Genomic DNA, 18,963 nt, shown 5'->3' with positions numbered 1-18,963 from the left:
CAGTCCTCAGTTACGAAGCGGCTTGCCTTTGACGAGCATGTGCTGCATCCGTTGTTGTGTCTTCATCTCACCGATCAGGCTCAAGAATGCTTCCCGTTCGATGTCGAGCATATATTGTTCATCGACGTGGCTACCGAAGGCGACGTTTCCGCCGGCGATGACGTGTGCGAGTTTACTTGCGATTTTCAAATCGTGTTCCGAGATATAACCGCCGTAGAACATTTCGCGTGTTGCGAGTTCAAGCGTCGCTTTCCCCGCACGACCGACGACTGGAATCTTCGCTTTCGCTGGTGCCGTGTAGCCGGTCCGGTCCAGTTCAAGGACGAGTTGTTTCGCATCATACGTCAAGTGATCCCGGTTCATCGAGATTTGATCAACGGAGCGGACATATCCGAGTTCGCGTGCTTCAAAGGCTGATTTTGAGACTTTTGCCATCGCGACGTTCTCGAACGTCTTTTGCGCTGCTTTCTCGATATTGACGAGTCCGTCCGGTGTGTTTTCTAACAGTCGACGGTACGTGTTGACGTTTCCGCCGCCTCCCGGAATTAGACCGACACCGACTTCGACGAGACCCATATACGTTTCAAGACCAGCTTGCAGACGAGCCGCCGGAAGCGAGATCTCCGTACCGCCACCAAGCGTCATTCCTTGTGGGGCAGCGACGATCGGACGTGATGCGTAACGAATCTTTTGAATCGATTGTTGGAACTTGTTGATGATCCAGTCGAGTTCGAACCAGTTTTCATCTTCCGCTTCCATCAGCATCATCGCTAGGTTCGCACCGACACAGAAGTTCTTGCCATCGTTCGCGATGACGAGACCACGGTGGTTTTTCTCAACGAGATCGACCGACTGTTCGATCATCTGCATGATGTCGACACCGATCGCATTGCTCTTCGATGTGAACTCGAGCACCGCAACATCGTCGCCGATATCAAGCAGGCGTGCCCCGTTGTTCTCTAGTAAAACACCGTTTGACTTCCGGACGTCGCGGAGGCGGATTTCCTTCGGATTGACCGTTGCTCCAACGTAGTCTTTCGTTGCAACGTCATAATGACGACCGGACGCATCATAGAAGCTCGTTTTTCCTGCTGCGAGCATCTCATCGACCCATGCCGGTACTGCGTAACCGTCTTGTTTCATCTTCGCGACCGTTTTCTCGACACCAAGTGCGTCCCATGTCTCGAACGGTCCCATCTTCCAGCCGAAGCCCCATTTCATTGCTTCGTCGATCGCTTTGATGTCGTCTGCGATCTCACCAGTCAGCTGAGCTGAGTAGAGCAATGTTTTCGCATGGATCGGCCAGAGTAAAGCACCGACACGATCTTGCGCGAAGACAACGGCTTTCAGCTTGTTTTTTGCGCCCGGAAGTGCTTTAGCTTGTCCGATTGACGGCTCGGTAAGCGCTTTCTTTTCAACGTACTCAAATGTCTCTAAATCGAGTTCAAGGATCTGTTTTCCGACTTTCTTATAGAAGCCTTGACCCGTCTTCGCACCGAGTGCCCCTTGTTCGACAAGGCGACGCATTTCAGCCGGAACCGCGAACGTCTCCTTCTCCTCGCCTTCTGGCAACAAGTCATAGACGTTGTTCGCGACGTGAACGAACGTGTCGATGCCGACGACGTCGAGTGTCCGGAACGTCGCTGACCCTGGGCGACCAAGCAGTGGACCTGTGACCGAATCGACCTCCCCGATCGAATAGCCACCTTTTTTCATCTCATCCATCGTCACGAGAAGACCGTATGTCCCGATTCGGTTGCCGATGAAGTTCGGTGTATCCTTCGCAATGACAACACCTTTCCCGAGTCGTTCCTCTGCGAATTGCTTCATAAAGTCGACGACACTCGGATCCGTGTCTGACGTTGGAATCAACTCAAGTAACTTCAGATAACGTGGTGGATTAAAGAAGTGTGTCCCGAGGAAACGACGATTGAACGACTCCGAACGCCCTTCGCGCATCGCTTCGATCGAAATGCCTGATGTGTTCGAGCTGACGATCGCGTCTTCCCGAATGAACGGTTCGATCGTTTTAAACAATTGCTGTTTGACGTCGAGTCGTTCAACGACGACTTCGACGATCCAGTCTGCTTCCTTCAGACGTTCTAAGTCGTCTTCTAAGTTTCCGACCTCGATGAAGTCAATCAATTTTTTCGACGCGAGTGGTGCTGGATTTTGTTTCAAGAGTTTTTCGCGGTTATCGCGCGCGATGCGGGAACGGACGCGCGGATCACTCAGCGTCAAGCCCTGCTTCTCTTCTTGTGCCGTAAGTTCTTTTGGTACGATATCAAGCATCAATGTCCGTATGCCAGCATTCGCAAGATGTGCCGCGATGCCTGCACCCATCACCCCTGAACCGATGATGACGGCGAATTGGATGTGTTTCGTCAACTGGATTGTGGTCGGCTGACCGATTTGACTCGCCATGATATACCCCCTGATTTTAAATTGAATGAACAACCATTCATTATACTGACAAAAAAAGAAGCCGAACGACTTTGGTGTGCTTCTTCTACATCTTCATCATAAATGAATAATGATTCAGTAGCAATAAAAAATCAGTCAATGGACAAATTTTCCTGTTAGACTGATAAAAAGGAGTGGTTGAAAATGAGTCAAACCGAGCATGTATGGAATCAAAAAGCCGCTGACTGGGCGGATCGCGCTGACGATATGTGGACGAACGGCAGTCGGAAAACTGTTTTGCCGTTCTTACGAAAAACAATCACCGGTGGTCGCTTGCTTGATCTCGGTTGCGGTGATGGAGCAGCCTGTCGCTTACTGACACCGGACTTTCAGACAGTCGGACTTGATGTCTCAGACGAGATGATCCGGATCGCCCGTGAGAAGTCACCCGAGCAGACGTTCATCGTTGGAACGGGTGAAGCATTGCCGTTCGCCGATCATGCGTTTGATGTCGTCCTCGCCGTCAACTCACTCGAATGGTCGACACGTCCCGTTCAAGTACTGCAAGAAATCGAACGTGTCGCCCCGCTTGTCGTCATCAGTCTACTCGGTCCGACAGCAGCACCACGGCAACTTGCTTACCGTCGTCTCTACGGTGAGGAAGTCGCGATGGGGAATACGATGATGCCGTGGGAACTGTTGCAGCTAGCAAAAGAACGAGGCTGGACGTTACTCGATGAAGCGGTCATCCAAAAAGAAGGTGCCGTCATGACGGGGCATCGGTTACTGGATCAAGCCCATGCTTTCTCGTGTTTGTTTGCTTTTCAGACGACAGCTGCGAGGGAGAGATAAGTATGTCATATAGTCGTTTTTTCACTTCAATTTTAGGTGTGATTTCCATCTTCTTTTTATTTTACGTACAAGAGCTTGGTATTTTCGGAAAGTGGCAATTCTATATTTTCTTCATGGTTGTATTCGTTGGTACACAGGCCTTAGGAGAACGGGTATTATTTCGTCGATTCGAAGAAAAACGATTCCATCCACAGACGGCTGTTTTATTAGTTGCACTATTATTTGTTGGAATTTTTATTGCGGCGAATGTTTTGTATCCTTGATATAAATCGAGTCTTACTACAACGTTGCTAACCTCACTGTCCTTTCACCCGCTTTCCTCAAGCTAGACACAAGCCAGTCTTCCTCATCCTTCGGATGACGAATCCGGGTCTTGATTGTCTCTGACAGCGCGATAAAACGTCGCGCTTTTTCTTGTAGGAGTCGGGTGAAGACATGTGAGGAGGTTGAACGTATTCAATACTAAAAGCGATCGATTCCATTGACGGAAATCGATTGCTTTTGAGTTTAGTTCATTCAGGACGAACCGGGCATCTTCGACTCCTACAGGAAAAGGAAGCATGAACCATGCTTCCGTCAGGGAAGAGGAAGACCCGGCAAATCACATGGAATGTGAGATGCCGCGGCTTACTTCCCGCCTGAGGAAAGCGAAGATGATAGGGACGTCCGGTATACTATGCTTTATCCTCCGTGCGTTCGCTGATGTACCTGTCGCAACCACTCTTCAATTAAGACAAGATCCGATTGTTCTTCCCATTTCAGTCGGAAATAGAGTGTCTGTAGCATCTGTTTAACGTTACGATACGTCGTCCACTCCGCATCTCCCCATGTCACGTCACTCTCAAGCCACTCCTTAATATTACGTTCGATTCGTTGCAATAGGACATCTTCCGACAGTCCATGACGACAAGCTTGCAACCACGCCGTCACCATCCGGTCCGCTTCTTCATCGACATAGAGATAATCGGATCGGATCAACTGACGAATCATCGCATCAATCGCTCCGAGCTCCTCCTGCGGACGACTCGCTGGGTGCGTAAACCAAACCGCATAGACATCTGCGATATGTGCCATGCTGTGTGCCCACCCCATTCCGTCAATGAATCCACGGACATCCTTTTCTTGCTCCAAATAGGTTTGTAAGTAAGTGGACAGCCGATCCAACTGACTTTGCGTCAATAAGTGTCGGGTTTTGTCCATCACTAACAATTCAGCGAGTGCTAATGCTGAAAATGATCGCGTCAGAACAGCTGTTGTGTCCGCTGTTCCCATTCTATACATCAATCCATGCCCGCTTAAAATGAAATCGAAAATTCGATTGGTGTCTTCTATCGTAAAGGACTCTGATGCGATGTAGGTCGCTAACTGCGGATAGATCAATCCATCCCGTAACTCAGAATCCGTCGAACCGATATGTAGAAGTAACTCATCGAGTAATGCAGGCGTTACACTCGCGTCTTGTTGTAGCAGTTCCTTTAATTCTTGTTCTGTGCATGCCATTCTGTCCTCTCCTCTCTGAATCAAAAAAAGACGATGCAACGTTGCATCGCCTTCTCTTCTTATCCTTTGACCATTCCTTTGAGAACGAAGGCAACGTTTGCCGGTCGTTCTGCTAAGCGGCGCATGAAGTAACCGTACCAGTCACGTCCATAAGGAACGTAGACACGGACTTTATAGCCTTGTTTGACGAGTTCGAGTTGACGCTCGACCCGGATACCAAATAACATCTGGAATTCGAACTGGTCTTTTTCGATCCCATTTTCTTTAGCGTGACGGATGACTTGCTCGATCATCGCATCGTCATGTGTTGCGACGGCAGCATAGTTTCCGAGTGATAATTGTAACTTCACGAGCTTGATGTAGTTATGGTCGACGTCTTCCTTCTCTGGGAACGCAACCGTTGCCGGTTCTTTGTATGCCCCTTTGACGATCCGGAGATTCGTCTCGAAGCGTCCGACGCGTTTGATATCATCTTCCGACCGGTAGAGGTACGACTGGATGACCGTCCCGATGTTATCGAAAGATTGGCGCAATTCTTCAAACAATTGAATCGTCTTTTCACAACGTGGCTCATCTTCCATATCAATCGTGACGAAGACACCGAGTTCTTTCGCCCGTGTTAAGATCCGTTCCATGTTCGAGCGAATCAAGTCGTCCGAGATATCGAGTCCGAGTGATGTCAGTTTCAACGAGAGTTGCGAGTCTAATTTTTCTTCCGCAATCATCTCAACCGCACGAATACATTCTTGTGTCATCATCTCTGCTTCCGCTACCGTCGAGATGAACTCCCCTAAATGGTCCATCGTGACGCATAACCCTTTTGCGTTCAATTCCTGGATCGCCCGTTTCGATGCTTCCAATGAATCCCCTGCCACGAAGCGACTTGCTCCGAATTTAAGCCCGTATCGCTTGGCGAGACCGTTCAATGTCTTGTTTTGCGATAAGAAGATAAAACCATCCCGTAGTACTTTTTCCATCACTCATGATTCCCCCTAAATAAATGCTAGGCTGTTTTACCGTGTCGGTTCACATCTCTGCCTTTATATTATGCCATAAAGCGCTTACATGCGCTCTTTCTTTTGTTTATTTTTGAGAATCTGATGGGCAACGATACCAACAGCGAAAAACAAGACATACAGACCAATCGCCACAAAGAACTGCCAAGAGAATGGATCGCGAAGGCTTGAGCCGATATTATTGTAAACGAACGCACCGGGAATGATCCCGATGTAGTTGGCGATGGCGAACTGTTTAAAGCGGATTTTTGATAGACCGGACGCATAGCTGATCGCGTCAAATGGAAACAGTGGAATCAATCGGACGATCAAGACGACGAGAAAACCGTTTGTCGCGATGCGGTCGTCGAGCACGTTCAGCTTCCCTTTCCCGATCAATTTCTCGACGCCACGGCGACCGAGCAATCGGGCGATCCAAAAGCTGAGTAGCCCGCCGGTACCGGCACCAATGACGTCGAGTAGCGTTCCGAGCCATGGACCGTATGTGTAACCGCCAAAGACGGTCAACAGACTTGCTGGGAAAAAGACGAGTGGTCGAATCGTGTAAGCGAGTACGTAAAGCAACATCCCGGTCAGACCTTGATCCCGTACCCAATCTGATAATGCTTGAATGTCGAATTGCTCCAGCATTCCAGACATCCGGAAGTACAGGAGCAACCCAAGACCAAACATAAAATACAGCGTAAGCGGGAGCCAGTCCCGGAGCCGTAATTTCTTCATGACATCGTCGCTGGAGCAACATAGTAGAAAATCGAGAGGAAAATCAGGACACTGCCCGCAAGGACGAACAGATGCCAAATCGCGTGGTTATACGGCAAGCGTGACCAGACGTAGAAGATGACGCCGAGCGAGTATGCAAGGCCACCACCAAGGAGCAGTAAGAATCCTTGTAATCCAAGTGCTTCATAGATCGGCTTGATTGCAAACAGACAACACCAGCCAAGAATCAGATAAGACGCATTCGAGATCCAGACGTATTTACCGGTTGAATAGAGTTTCCAGATGATGCCGAGCGTTCCGACACCCCAGACGATGCCAAGCAACGTCCAGCCGAGCGGACCACGGAGTGTGATCAAAGCGAACGGTGTATAACTACCAGCAATCAAGAGATAGATGCCAGCATGATCTAAAATTTGTAGAACCTTGTTTGCTTTCGTATGCATCAGCGAATGCATCAAGGTCGAGAACAGATAAAGGAGAATCATCGTTGCCCCGAAGATACTGACAGCCGTGACGTTCCAAGCGCTGCCGGATTTCGTCGCCTGCAGGATCAACATCACGAGCGCGACGATACTGAAAATGACACCCAAGCCGTGTGTAATGGCACTGGCGATCTCCTCTTTCAAGGAATCACCTTTTGCGAGCAGCTCTTCGATCGTTTCCTTGGATTGTTGCTTGATCGTTTGCTTGATTTCTTTTTTCGTAACCAATCGAACACCTACTTTCTAAAAACAAAGGACTATGCTTTTGATTATACGCTCTCATGCGACAGCGTGCCTATCGAAACATTCTGTCGATTTGATGACAACTGTCATCTGTTTGTCTTTTCCCGCCCATACAAAAATCCACACCGCCTAGGCGATGTGGATATGCCTTACCACTGTTCAATATCCGGACGATCCTTGAACGTCGATTTTGTTCCGTGACGTTCGTTCAGGACCGCTTCGACTTCTTTGAAGGAGACACCGCGCTCAGCGAGCAAGACCGTTAGGTGGTACAACAAGTCTGCTGTCTCTTCTGCTAACGTATCGTTACCGGCGAGGACAACTTCAAACGCCTCTTCACCGAACTTCTTCGCGATCTTCTCGTACCCGGAAGCAATCAAATAATTCGTATAGGATTCTGCTTCCTTTGCCTCAATCTTCGCTTTGACGGTCTGTTCCAGTTCGTATAACATTTGGCACCTCCACTTCCGTATAGAAACAACTGCGATTTCCGGTATGGCATGTCGGACCGTTCGCTTTGACTGCGATCAAAAGACTATCTTGATCACAATCGATCCACATCCGTTTGAGTTCAAGTGTGTTCCCGCTTGTCTCCCCTTTCGTCCAAAGACGATTCTTCGTTCGTGAGAAGAAGGTGACGAGACCGGTAGCAAGCGTCTTATCATAAGCGGCTTGGTCCATGAAGCCGACCATCAAGACATCGTTCGTCTGTTCGTCGACGACGACGGCAGCGACGAGTCCTTTTGAAAAATTCAATGTCGTCATCGGACTTCGACTCCCCGTTCTTTGAGGTAGGCTTTCGTTTCCGGCATCGTGTACGTCGCTTCATGGAAGATCGAAGCAGCTAAGGCTGCGTCAGCGCCTGCTTCCAATCCTTCCGCCAAGTGATTGAGTGTCCCGACACCGCCGGAAGCGATAATCGGCACGTTGACGACTTCACGCAGACGACGGATCAAGGCGAGATCATACCCGTCTTTTGTTCCGTCAGCGTCCATCGACGTGACGAGTAACTCGCCGGCACCGAGGGCGACAGCTTCCTGTGCCCACTCGATCGCGTCACGTCCGACGGGTTGTGTTCCACCGTGAGAGAAGACACCCCATGAGTCACCGGTCTGCTTCGCATCGATTGCGACGACCGTCGCTTGGACACCGAACAGGCGGCTGACTTCTTGAATCAGTTGTGGATTTTGAAGCGCTGATGAGTTGAGTGAGACTTTGTCAGCACCGGCACGAATCAAGCGTTTCGCGTCTTCGATCGTCTTGATTCCGCCACCGACCGTAAACGGCATATAGATGACTTCTGCGACGCGTTCGACGATATCAAGCATCGTCTCGCGCCCTTCTTGCGTTGCTGAGATATCGAGCAGGACGAGTTCGTCCGCCCCTTGTTCGTAATAATACTTTGCGACGGCAACCGGGTCACCGAGATCACGTAGATTCTGGAATTTGACCCCTTTGACGACACGTCCTTCCTTGACGTCAAGACAGGGAATGATTCGTTTCATCAGCATACGCGCAACACCTCTTTTAAGGCAAGTGATCCGTCGAGTAACGCCCGACCGACGACCGCTCCGTCCATCCCGATTTCTTTGAGGCGCGCGACGTCATCGACTGTCGTCACACCACCGGAAGCAATCAATTCGACCCCTTCCCGCTTTAGACGATCGAGTCCATCAACGTCCGGTCCCATCATCATTCCGTCACGCGAAATGTCTGTATAAAGGAACGTCTTGATGCCTTTGCCGATCAGGTGTGTCATTGCCTCTTCAAGCGTCCAACCGCTCGCTTCGAGCCAGCCGCGTGTTTGAACGATACCTTCTTTTGCATCTAACGCAACAGCCAGTTTATCACCAGCGAGAGCAATCATCTGCTCGAGCAACACTTCGTCTTCTAGGGCGACCGTGCCGACGAGAATCCGGTCGATCCCGGCACCGACGTATGCTTCGACGGTCTCGATGTTACGGACACCACCACCAGCTTCGACGAACAAACCGGTCTCCTTTTTGATGTCGGCGATCAAGCTCAAGTGCAACGGTTCGCCGGCTTTCGCACCATCAAGATCGATCAAGTGGATCGCTGTCGCTCCATCTTCCTTGAAGCGCTTCGCGATCGTCAACGCATCGCCGAAGAATGTCTGTTGGTCAAAATCTCCTTGCTTCAGGCGTACGGCCTGTCCGCTCATTAAATCGATTGCTGGGTAGAGTTGCATGTCGTCTCTCTCCATTCCTTCAGTAGTTTCAGTCCGACTTCGCCACTCTTCTCCGGGTGGAACTGCATCCCGGTGACTTGTCCTTTTTGAACGATTGCCGGAACAAGACGTCCGTATTCAACCGCGTCGACGATCCATTCTGGGTCACAAACAGCGCCGTACGAGTGGACGAAATAGACCGCTTCGCCGTGGTTCGTCAGTTGGTGCCAGCCCATATGTGGCAAGCGGACGTCGCTCGGTAGTTTTTCGATCGTTCCCGGTAAAATCCCGAGTCCTTCTGTCAGTCCATCTTCGTCACTTGATTCAAAGAGCAGTTGCATCCCGAGGCAAATTCCGAGGAACGGCTTCTTTTCGGCTTGCTCTTTTAAGAAGTCGACCAGTCCCGTTTCCTTCAAGCGCTCCATTGCCGGTGCATAGGCACCGACACCCGGTAAGACAAGTGCTTCTGCTTGGTCGAGCAACTCCGTGTCACTCGTGACGATGACTGCTTCGCCGAGCTCCTTTAACGCCCGCTCGACATTCGCGATATTCCCGACGCCATAATCGACGATTGCTATCATTGATCAATCAACCCTTTCGTAGACGGTACGCCTTCGCTCGTCACGGCAACTGCCTGACGGACGGCCCGACCGAGTGCTTTGAACAACCCTTCGATCATGTGGTGCGTGTTCGAACCATACAAGACTTCGGCATGAATCGTCATCCGGGCACTGCGCGATAAGCCTTGGAAGAACTCTTCTGCGAGTTCCGTATCAAAGTCACCGAGCTTCGGATTCTTGAAACTAGCACGGAAGACGGTGAACGGACGACCGCTGAAATCAAGGACGACGGACGCAAGGGTCTCGTCCATCGGCACACGCGATTCGCCGTAGCGTTCAATCCCGGCTTTATCGCCGAGCGCTTCCGTCAACGCTGCCCCGAGAACGATCGCGGTATCTTCGACCGTGTGATGGGCATCGATCCACGTATCACCTTTTGCGGTTACCTTCAGACCGATCCGGGCCTGGAAGGCGAATAACGTCAACATATGATCAAAGAAGCCGACACCCGTCTTAATCTCAACCGGACCTCCTGCGAGATCGACCTCGACCTTGATGTCTGACTCTGCACTTACTCGTTCGCTTGCGCCACGCCGCATCGTAATTCCTCCTCTACACACGTTTCTAATACTTGCATTGCTTCTGGTGATCCACAACTGACACGGAAGGCTTGGTTAAACAAACGAATCCGTAATCCGGCGTCAGCACAACGTTGCGTAAAGCGTTCGGCTTCCGGATACTCGACGTAGACGAAGTTCGCTGCACTTGGATACGTCTTGCCGATTGGGGCGAGAATCCGTTCGATCGCCTCGCGGCTCGCATACGTTTCTTCTAAGACTCGATCGAGTTCCGGTTCTGCCATGATGGCGATGCCGACAGCTGCTGATAGACCAGAGACGTTATACGGTGATTTGATCTGTTCGATTTCTTCGATGATTTGTTCGCTCGCGATGACAAAACCAAGTCGGAGCGATGCGAGTCCGAACGCTTTCGAGAGCGTCCGTAAGATGATCGCTTTCGGATATTCTTCGAGTAAGTGAAGCATCGACTGTTCGAGCGCGAAGTCGATATAGGCCTCATCGATGACGACGTATTTGCCACTGTCGAGCAAGCGACGGATGTCCGCTTCCTTGCGGAGGACACCGGACGGATTGTGCGGGTGACTCAAGAAGATGATCTCACCCGGAGCTGCGATCAATCCCTCGACGTCAAGCGCCATTTCGTCAAGTAACGGCACGCGTTCAAACGGTGCCCGTGCCCGGTCAGCGTAGAACTGATACATGACGAAGTCCGGTTCCGAGGCGATGACTGGCATCCCGGGTCCGCCGTAGCGGGCACATAAGTAGCCGATCAACTCATCCGAGCCGTTTCCGGCGACGAGTTGCGTCGGACGGACACCGGCGTACGTCGCGTATGATGCCTTGACTTGATCGATGATTTCGACAGGATATTCATTTAAAGGGAACGTTGCGATCAATTCCTGGATCGCTTCGATCCCGACTGGACTATGGGTCGTGAATCGTTCGTTTTGGTGTAATCGCATTAGTCTTCCCTCACTTCGATGGCTTGTGCGTGTGCTTCGAGTCCTTCGACCCGGGCAACGGTCTTCGCTGCATTCGCGAGACGTTGTACGCCTGCGCGTGTGGCTTCGAGCATCGTCTGATGACGCAGGAATGTCCGCGCTGATAATCCAGACGCAAAACGAGCTGTACCGGACGTTGGTAAGACGTGGTTCGTTCCAGCGACGTAATCACCGAGCGTTTCTGGTGTCTCGTGACCGAGGAAAATCATCCCGGCGTGACGGATCGATTTGACGACCTCTTGCGGATTGGCAACGGCAAGTTCCAAGTGTTCCGCTGCGAGACGGTTCGCTTCTTCGATCGCTGTTTCGAGTGGAGCAACGAACACGCCACCGTTTTCCATCGCACGACGGGCAATCTCTTGACGCGGCAATTGCTGTAAGCGCCGTTCGATTTCTGCATCAACCGCTTGTTTCATCTCTTCCGTTGGCACGAAGGCGATCGCGACAGCGTCCCGGTCGTGTTCGGCTTGCGCAAGTAAGTCTGCAGCGATCCGGTCTGGATGCGCCGTCTCGTCCGCGATGACGACGACTTCCGATGGACCAGCGACCGAGTCGATGCCAACGATGCCGTAAACTTGGCGTTTTGCTTCAGCAACGAAGCGGTTCCCAGGTCCGACAATCAAATCGACGGCTTGGATGCTTTCTGTTCCGAATGTTAGCGCGGCAACAGCTTGCGCTCCACCGATCGTATAGATTTCTGTCACACCAGCGATCCGTGCCGCGACAAGAACCTCGTCACTTAAGTTCGTCATCGGTGTCACCATGACGACGCGTTCAACACCAGCAACTTTTGCTGGAATGGCGTTCATCAAGACGGTCGATGGATAACTTGCCGCACCACCTGGAACGTAAATCCCGACCGAATCGACGGGAACGAAACGTTGACGTCGTGTCACGTCTGCTTCGACGAGTTCGATGTCCGATGGCAGTTCCTGTTCGTGCCATTCGACGAGTCGTGTCGCCATCAACTTCAACGAGTCGATCAAGTTAGCGTCTGCCTGTTCGAACGCTTGTGTGATCCGTGTTTCACTGAGGCGGAAATCCTCGAGATCGACCTGATCGAATTGGTTCGTGTAATCGCGGACAGCAGCGTCACCGTCTGTTGCGACGCGTTCGAGAATCGCGCGGACCGCGAGCTCCGTGTCGCGATCGATGCTGAAAGGTTTTGTCGGTGTCATGATCGTGTCACTCCTTCTGTCAATTGCTCCAGCAAGCGGATGACTTCCACCCGCTTCCGTTTTAACGTCCATTCGCTCGTAAAGAACCGAGCGCTGATATCGATGATTTTTTCATATTCGTTTAGTCCGTTCGCCCGTAACGTCTCACCTGTCTCGACGATATCGACGATTGCGTCAGCAAGTCCGAGTAACGGTGCCAACTCAACGGAACCGTTCAGCGGTACGATGTCGACGTCGACACCGAGTTCGCTGAAGTAGCGTTTTGCGATGACCGGATACTTCGTCGCAATCCGGACGCGGCGCCCACCTTCAAATTGCAAAGGTTCCTTCGCACAGACCGACATTCGGCAGACGCCGAACGGCAATTCTGCCAGTTCCGATAATTCTTGATCCGATTCAAGTAAGATGTCACTGCCGGTGATCGCGACGTCAAGAACACCTTGAGCGACGTATGGGATCAAGTCTGATCCTTTCATGAAGACGAATTCGTGCTCGCCCCGTTTGACGATTAGTTCGCGTTCAATGGCTCCCCATGTCTCGACGCCAGCTTCTTTTAGATAACGTTCTGTCGCTTTCGACAGCCGTCCTTTCGTAATTCCGATTCGCATTTAGAGCACCTCCGCCAACCGTTCGACCGAGAAACCGATGCCGAACGCCTGTTGTTCTTGTCCGAATTGTTCATAGAGCCGGTCGTAGCGTCCACCGACGAGGACGGGTTCCGTCACGCCTTCGATGAAACCGTGGATCGTGATCCCGTCGTAGTACGTCTGTAAGCCCATTTGACCGAAGTCGAGATCGGCATTGACGGCTTCCGCGAGATCAAGCACGGCATTGAGTCGTGTTTCGTCGACGTAAGGTAGGATTGTCTCCGCCCCTTCACGTCCGAATAATAGAGGAAGTTTTGCGAGTAAGGCATCATCGAGTTGACCCGCGATTCGCTTCAGTTCGATGACGTTACGTAAACGGAGCATCTGCGTCACTTGGTCGCGTAAGTGGTGATCACCGACACGCGTCTCGATCAAATGCTCGATTAAACCGGCATCACCGATCGAGAGTGTGACTTCTTTTCCCGTCAGTTCCTCGACGAGTCGGACCGCAAGTTGAATTGCTTCGACTTCTGCGATTTGTCCTCGTTCCTCAAATCCAACCTGGAACTTCTCTTCCGGTTGAAAGACCGAGCCACTGTAGAAGACACGTTTATATTGTTCGCGACCCCGTTCGCTAAGTGCACGCGCGACACTAGTCGTAAAATCCATTCGAATCTGTTCCCGTCCACCGATTTCCTCAATTAAGGGGGTGATTAATCGGGTATAGTTAGATTGTTCGAGTCCATCTTCGAGCTGACGGATGACCTGCTGGAGCCGCGTTGCCGAGGCACCGACATAGTCTGTCGCTCCATCCTTGAGTCGAATCGTAGAAAATGATTGCATACTCCCACTCCTTTATCTTATTATCACTGTACCACGCTAAATTATTTAACGATAAGATACCGCGTTTCGGGCACATTGTCAATCGCTTTGCTTGCCAATTCTAAAAAATCGGAGGGTTACTCATGCAATTATTGAAATGGGACGGTCACGTCCACAGTCCATATTGTCCACACGGTACGAAGGATCCACTCGAAGCCTACATCGAGCGCGCCTTAGAGCAAGGCTTAGAACGGATCAGCTTCACGGAACATGCCCCTTTACCTGAAGGTGTGACGGATCCTGCGCCAGATAACGATTCCGGAATGTCGTTCGCGACAGCCGATGCCTACCTGAAGGAATTAACGCAACTCCGCGAGACATACAAGAATCAGATCGACATTCGGATCGGGATGGAGTTCGACTACTGGGAAGGACATGTCGACGGCACGCGTGACATCATCGCCCGCTACGCTGACGTCTTGACTGACGGCATTCTCTCATTGCATTACTTATACATCGATGAGCAATATTACGGCGTCGACTTCAGCAAGGAAAGCTTCGGTGAGATCGTCACGAAACTCGGAAGCGTCACGGCGGTCCACGAACGCTATTATGAAGGCATCCAAGCCCTCGTCATGACGGACCTCGGTGCACACCAGCCGAAGCGCCTCGGTCACTTAACGTTACCGACGAAATTCATCCAAGCCTATCCGCTTGAGTCGAACCCAACGAACCTCGACGACACGTTACGGAAAATCCGTCAGGCGAACTTCACACTCGACGTCAACACGGCAGGACTCCGAAAGCCGTTATGTGGTCTTTCCTATCCTTACCCGGAACTCCTGCAAGTCACGCAGTCGTTATCGATTCCGCTCGTCTATGGATCAGATGCCCATCTCGCAAAAGATGTCGGTGCTGATTTTGATTTCAAATGGTAAGAACGTAAATAGATAAAAGATCGCGCGCTTCACTTACTCTGACAGGAGTTGTGTAAAGCGCGCGATTTTTTTATTCTGTTTCGCTATACGGAAACGATCCTGACGTGACAGGTGGCAGTGATGCCGCAAGTATTTTAAGACGATCAACTGATACGTTACCGGCTAACAAAACCGTCTGTTCGCCGTCTTGATAAAACAAGCTAGTTTCTCGTTTCGTCTCATGGACGTAAGCTTCTATTCCATTCGCCAATGTCACGACCTCCGACGGTTTGCTGTCCATCGGTTGCTGCGAGAGCTTCGAAACCGTAAGGATTGATTCTTTTCCAGCAAACGTCCATGTGATTGGCGCGTCTTCCGCATCACTCCAACTCATTTCGTTCGTTGTGAATGTCGAAAATGGGAGCTTCAAGCCACGTGATTCCGAGCGTTCCGTTGTAACAGGTCCTGTCGCAGGAAGAACACCAGTTAATATCCAGCGATCAGACTGTTCATAAAACAAAACGATGTAATGATGTGGTCCTTCCGGAGACTGCAGCGTGACAATCGCTTTTTGACCAAGAATCGCTTCCGACAAGATATTATCATTAGTCGGTACGGCGGTTTGTCCGTTTTTATAGGTCAGCTGTATTTGCTCGACGCTCGCTTTGCCTGGTGTATCTGCATCGACGGATGGCTCTTTAATTAAAATTTCTTCGATTTCATCTTGTCCTTTAGTTGGTTTCACGGATGTAACTTCTGCAGATGGTTTTACAGCATGATCTTTTGTCTCCGTTGCACACCCCGATAAGACACAACTACTGATCAATACGACAGTTGTCATCGACTTCATAAAACGCATTGCTCCTCCCCCTTACCATACCTTTACTTCTTTTAGTATGGCAGGTCGATTCCTGCTAGTATCCGAATAATTTCTCACAAACAGGAAACGTTTTATTAAAAATCAAGTCAAAAAAGACCGGTAAACGTATCGCATACGTCTACCGGTCTTCTGGTTTATCTATTCTAAGTTGGCATGTTTCCCGTACATCGTTTGCGAATCGAGCTGTTTGTCTTCCATGATTTGCAGAATCAAGGCATCATAGAACAACAACATCGTCTGTTCGAACAACGATCCCATCGGTTGAACCGTCTCGTCCGCTGATGCCGTTTGTTCTTTCGGAACTCCAGGCAATTGGACGACCAAGTCGGCTAATCGTGCTAACGTCGACGTCGGATTGATCGTGACGACGGCAACCGTTCCACCAAGTTCCTGTGCTTTCTCGACGATTGGTACCAACGTTTTCGTCTCTCCCGATCCGGAACCGACGATCAACAAGTCACCGTCACGCAAGTTCGCTGTGACTGTCTCGCCGACGACATAAGCGTCGAGTCCCATGTGCATCAGCCGCATGACGAACGCTTTCCCCATCAAGCCGGAACGACCGGCTCCTGCGAGAAAGATCCGGTTCGATTCAAGAACAGCGTCTGCCAGTACTTTCGTCTCCGTCGCATCAATCGCTTCGACCGTCGCGGTTAGTTCTTCGATAATCGTTTGGATGTGTGTCATTTACGCCTCTTGGAGCATCCGGTGCATCGTTGACGCTGTCTCTTGTTTATCATCTTGTCCCGTAATCCCGCCACCGACGATGATAAGATCAGGACGTGCAGCGATGACTTCCGGTAACGTCTCCATCTTGATGCCACCTGCAACAGCTGTTTTTGCGTTCGTCACAACTGATTTGATCGTTGCGAGATCTTCGAATGAGTTTTGACCGACTGCTTGGAGATCGTAACCTGTGTGGACACAGATATAGTCGACACCTAGCGCATCCAGTTCTTTCGCACGTGTTGCGATATCTTTCACAGCAATCATGTCGACGAGAATCTGTTTGCCTGATTTTTTTGCTTCTTCGACTGCCCCTTTGATTGACATGTCTTCCGCCGCACCAAGGATCGTCACGATGTCAGCGCCGTGTGCGACAGCTTGGCTGACTTCGTAGCCGGCAGCATCCATGATTTTCAAATCAGCGAGGACCGTTAAGTTCGGGAACGCCGCTTTCATTTCTTTGACGGCGCGGAGTCCTTCGTTGATGACGACCGGTGTGCCGATCTCGACGATATCTAAATTGTCTTCCCCGATTTCTTTGACTAAAGCAATCGCACCTGCTGTATCGACTAAATCAATCGCGAGTTGTAATTTCATTTTGTATCTCTCCCATTCTTCTCTATATTGTCGTACCTGACACTTCCTTCAAACGTTCATGAAGGAACAGGACTAAATATAATCCGCAGGAGCATTCTTGAGAAGTACGCACTTTTAATTTACATAGTGCGGTTTTTCATACATAGTGCAGAAAAGTATACTGTCGATCGAAAGAAAGACTATACTGGAACAGGAGGTGGGACGATGCCACATTTTGAAGACCGTCAGTTTAACTGTGAGAAGGAATTGACCCTCTCGATCATCGGTGGGAAATGGAAGATGCTCATTCTATGGCACTTAGGCAAAGAAGGGACGAAACGCTTCGGGGAACTAAAAAGTCTGATGCCCGGCATCACGCAACGGATGCTCGTCAATCAACTGCGCGAACTCGAAGATCACCACATCATTCACCGGGAAGTCTATCCGGTCGTACCACCGAAGGTCGAATACTCGTTGACACCACACGGTCATAGCTTAATGCCGATTTTAGATGCGATGTATGACTGGGGTAAGGATTATGCGAAAAATGTCTTGGAGATTGATTTTGAACAACAAAAAGTATCACCATAAAAAAGATGCTCATGGTCTCGTCTCTTTTCAGAGATAAGTCCACGGAGCATCTTTTTTAGGATTCTTCGGTCGTATAGATTTTCGACATCGCCAGTTCATCAACGTATTCCCCATCGATGAAGAGCGACGCAATCCGTGTCCCTTCGATGTTAAAGCCAAACTTATGATAGAGCTCGATTGCCCGCAAGTTATCCTTGCGAACCGTCAACTCGAGTCGGATGAGCTCTGCTTCAATGGCAAACGCATCGACTGCCTCAAGTAGACCCGCACCAAGACCACGACCTGTGTAGGCGTCAAGCAAGCCAATGACAAGATTCGCGCGATGACGAATCCGACTCGGTTCACCACCAACGACGAGCACGTATCCGACGAGTTGATCATCGACATCGACGACGAAAATGTCCGAGTTGGCAGCCTGACCAAACTTCTCAATGAACGCTTCTGCCTGTTCCGTCGAGAGGACACGTTCCTCTGGCTCATACAACATATATTTCGTTTCCCGATCAATTCGTCGCATCAAGTCCGATAAGGCTTTTCCATCCATCAACGTGGCACGTCGTATCATAGTTGTCAGCTCCGTTTATAAAGACATAGTCAAGAAGAAGTTACCCAGATGTGTAATTGAGTTTTTTTAATATCTCTCCAAGTTTTTTAGTACAAAAAGTCAATAACTTTTTACTTTCAGAATTTTTTCTGTAAATATCGATTGGTAATGAACTGTATATTTCTTCAACCACTCCAAATTTTTCTTTTTCAATATCATCTTCAGTCATAAGATAATGTTCTAATTCTAAAAGAAGAAATCTAAAATTTTCAAGATAATCTACAGCATCGCTATCAATAATCAAATTATCTTTAGAGATAAATTCATACATGTAACTTAAGTCTCCAAAGAGTTCATCTTTATTTGTGTACATAATCCTATTTTCGAATCTACTACCATAAGTAATTCTCATATTCCTTAATTCTTTTTTTATATCTTCACTTAATGTATAGATATTAATAAATTTTCTTACATTTTCCTCATAATCTTTGCTTGCTAAAATAATATATATGTTATCTTTATTTTCAGATTCTACTTCATTCATTATCTCTTCTATCAATTCTTTAAAAAATTCCAAAGATGAATCCGAAGTATTT

22 protein-coding genes and 1 pseudogene are annotated in these 18,963 nt (G+C 49.7%); 4 read left to right on the top strand and 19 right to left on the bottom strand.

Features of this window, described 5'->3' with window-relative positions; translation table 11 throughout:
- Nucleotides 1–6 precede the first annotated feature (6 nt).
- Nucleotides 7–2,424: a 3-hydroxyacyl-CoA dehydrogenase/enoyl-CoA hydratase family protein gene (locus N179_RS13940; RefSeq protein WP_055968858.1), complete on the bottom strand. Its 2,418-nt coding sequence runs from the start codon at nt 2,422–2,424 to the stop codon at nt 7–9.
- Nucleotides 2,425–2,607: 183 nt separating this feature from the next.
- Here N179_RS13940 and N179_RS13935 point away from each other — a divergent pair, with 183 nt between their 5' ends.
- Both N179_RS13935 and N179_RS13930 read left to right on the top strand, forming a co-directional pair.
- On the top strand, nt 2,608–3,255 hold the full coding sequence (locus N179_RS13935) for a class I SAM-dependent methyltransferase (protein WP_055968860.1): 648 nt from the start codon (nt 2,608–2,610) through the stop codon (nt 3,253–3,255).
- 2 nt (nt 3,256–3,257) lie between these two features.
- Nucleotides 3,258–3,518 carry a hypothetical protein gene (locus N179_RS13930; RefSeq protein WP_055968862.1) on the top strand — a complete coding sequence of 87 codons (261 nt, stop codon included), beginning with the start codon at nt 3,258–3,260 and terminating at the stop codon, nt 3,516–3,518.
- A 418-nt stretch (nt 3,519–3,936) separates the two neighbouring features.
- Here the strand turns inward: N179_RS13930 and N179_RS13925 are convergent, their stop codons facing one another.
- The 13 genes and pseudogenes from N179_RS13925 to N179_RS13860 all read right to left on the bottom strand — a co-directional run bounded on the left by N179_RS13925 (nt 3,937) and on the right by N179_RS13860 (nt 14,154).
- The gene (locus tag N179_RS13925) at nt 3,937–4,755 is read right to left on the bottom strand and encodes a DUF2785 domain-containing protein (protein ID WP_058264683.1); all 819 of its coding nucleotides are present in this window, start codon (nt 4,753–4,755) and stop codon (nt 3,937–3,939) included.
- Between the two features lie 59 nt (nt 4,756–4,814).
- Entirely contained in the window at nt 4,815–5,732 is a 918-nt protein-coding gene (locus tag N179_RS13920) for a proline dehydrogenase family protein (protein WP_023469178.1), read from the bottom strand.
- An 84-nt stretch (nt 5,733–5,816) separates the two neighbouring features.
- Nucleotides 5,817–6,491, bottom strand: a complete 675-nt coding sequence (locus N179_RS13915) for a TVP38/TMEM64 family protein (RefSeq protein WP_075643063.1) — start codon at nt 6,489–6,491, stop codon at nt 5,817–5,819.
- Nucleotides 6,488–7,147 carry a PAQR family membrane homeostasis protein TrhA gene (gene trhA / locus N179_RS13910; RefSeq protein WP_075643075.1) on the bottom strand — a complete coding sequence of 220 codons (660 nt, stop codon included), beginning with the start codon at nt 7,145–7,147 and terminating at the stop codon, nt 6,488–6,490. The genes N179_RS13915 and trhA overlap by 4 nt, the downstream gene beginning before the upstream one ends.
- 218 nt (nt 7,148–7,365) lie before the next feature.
- Nucleotides 7,366–7,981 (bottom strand): annotated as a pseudogene (gene hisIE / locus N179_RS17175) (bifunctional phosphoribosyl-AMP cyclohydrolase/phosphoribosyl-ATP diphosphatase HisIE).
- Nucleotides 7,978–8,727, bottom strand: coding sequence for an imidazole glycerol phosphate synthase subunit HisF (gene hisF, locus N179_RS13895; RefSeq protein WP_075643062.1), 750 nt, complete (start codon nt 8,725–8,727; stop codon nt 7,978–7,980). Before hisF ends, hisIE begins: the two are co-directional and overlap by 4 nt.
- Nucleotides 8,721–9,425, bottom strand: a complete 705-nt coding sequence (hisA, locus tag N179_RS13890; protein WP_075643061.1) for a 1-(5-phosphoribosyl)-5-[(5-phosphoribosylamino)methylideneamino]imidazole-4-carboxamide isomerase — start codon at nt 9,423–9,425, stop codon at nt 8,721–8,723. Before hisA ends, hisF begins: the two co-directional genes overlap by 7 nt.
- Nucleotides 9,398–9,985 (bottom strand): imidazole glycerol phosphate synthase subunit HisH, encoded by a 588-nt coding sequence (gene hisH, locus N179_RS13885; protein WP_029342451.1) that lies wholly within the window; start codon nt 9,983–9,985, stop codon nt 9,398–9,400. The genes hisA and hisH overlap by 28 nt, the downstream gene beginning before the upstream one ends.
- The gene (gene hisB, locus N179_RS13880) at nt 9,982–10,563 is read right to left on the bottom strand and encodes an imidazoleglycerol-phosphate dehydratase HisB (protein ID WP_035396348.1); all 582 of its coding nucleotides are present in this window, start codon (nt 10,561–10,563) and stop codon (nt 9,982–9,984) included. The genes hisH and hisB overlap by 4 nt, the downstream gene beginning before the upstream one ends.
- Entirely contained in the window at nt 10,536–11,507 is a 972-nt protein-coding gene (locus tag N179_RS13875; protein WP_075643060.1) for a pyridoxal phosphate-dependent aminotransferase, read from the bottom strand. Before N179_RS13875 ends, hisB begins: the two co-directional genes overlap by 28 nt.
- Nucleotides 11,507–12,724, bottom strand: coding sequence for a histidinol dehydrogenase (hisD, locus tag N179_RS13870; protein ID WP_035405944.1), 1,218 nt, complete (start codon nt 12,722–12,724; stop codon nt 11,507–11,509). The genes N179_RS13875 and hisD overlap by 1 nt, the downstream gene beginning before the upstream one ends.
- Complete coding sequence (hisG, locus tag N179_RS13865) at nt 12,721–13,332, bottom strand: ATP phosphoribosyltransferase (protein WP_023469189.1); 612 nt, start codon at nt 13,330–13,332, stop codon at nt 12,721–12,723. The genes hisD and hisG overlap by 4 nt, the downstream gene beginning before the upstream one ends.
- On the bottom strand, nt 13,333–14,154 hold the full coding sequence (locus tag N179_RS13860; RefSeq protein ID WP_035396343.1) for an ATP phosphoribosyltransferase regulatory subunit: 822 nt from the start codon (nt 14,152–14,154) through the stop codon (nt 13,333–13,335).
- Between the two features lie 122 nt (nt 14,155–14,276).
- On the opposite strand from N179_RS13860, the gene hisJ reads away from it, so the two are divergent.
- On the top strand, nt 14,277–15,071 hold the full coding sequence (gene hisJ / locus N179_RS13855; protein ID WP_055968870.1) for a histidinol-phosphatase HisJ: 795 nt from the start codon (nt 14,277–14,279) through the stop codon (nt 15,069–15,071).
- Nucleotides 15,072–15,141: 70 nt separating this feature from the next.
- Here the strand turns inward: hisJ and N179_RS13850 are convergent, their stop codons facing one another.
- The 3 genes from N179_RS13850 to hxlA all read right to left on the bottom strand — a co-directional run bounded on the left by N179_RS13850 (nt 15,142) and on the right by hxlA (nt 17,253).
- Entirely contained in the window at nt 15,142–15,909 is a 768-nt protein-coding gene (locus tag N179_RS13850) for a hypothetical protein (RefSeq protein ID WP_075643059.1), read from the bottom strand.
- Nucleotides 15,910–16,068: 159 nt separating this feature from the next.
- Nucleotides 16,069–16,617, bottom strand: a complete 549-nt coding sequence (gene hxlB / locus N179_RS13845) for a 6-phospho-3-hexuloisomerase (RefSeq protein ID WP_075643058.1) — start codon at nt 16,615–16,617, stop codon at nt 16,069–16,071.
- The gene (gene hxlA, locus N179_RS13840; RefSeq protein ID WP_023469194.1) at nt 16,618–17,253 is read right to left on the bottom strand and encodes a 3-hexulose-6-phosphate synthase; all 636 of its coding nucleotides are present in this window, start codon (nt 17,251–17,253) and stop codon (nt 16,618–16,620) included.
- 204 nt (nt 17,254–17,457) lie between these two features.
- Here hxlA and hxlR point away from each other — a divergent pair, with 204 nt between their 5' ends.
- Nucleotides 17,458–17,823 carry a transcriptional activator HxlR gene (hxlR, locus tag N179_RS13835; protein ID WP_075643057.1) on the top strand — a complete coding sequence of 122 codons (366 nt, stop codon included), beginning with the start codon at nt 17,458–17,460 and terminating at the stop codon, nt 17,821–17,823.
- A 55-nt stretch (nt 17,824–17,878) separates the two neighbouring features.
- Here the strand turns inward: hxlR and N179_RS13830 are convergent, their stop codons facing one another.
- Nucleotides 17,879–18,388: a GNAT family N-acetyltransferase gene (locus tag N179_RS13830; RefSeq protein ID WP_075643056.1), complete on the bottom strand. Its 510-nt coding sequence runs from the start codon at nt 18,386–18,388 to the stop codon at nt 17,879–17,881.
- 40 nt (nt 18,389–18,428) lie between these two features.
- The coding region (locus tag N179_RS13825) for a hypothetical protein (protein WP_158024768.1) at nt 18,429–18,963 on the bottom strand (535 nt) is incomplete at its 5' end.

The organism is Exiguobacterium indicum HHS 31 (assembly GCF_001939065.1).
GTDB lineage: Bacteria > Bacillota > Bacilli > Exiguobacteriales > Exiguobacteriaceae > Exiguobacterium_A > Exiguobacterium_A indicum.
This window is presented reverse-complemented; position numbering and strand designations above follow the sequence as displayed.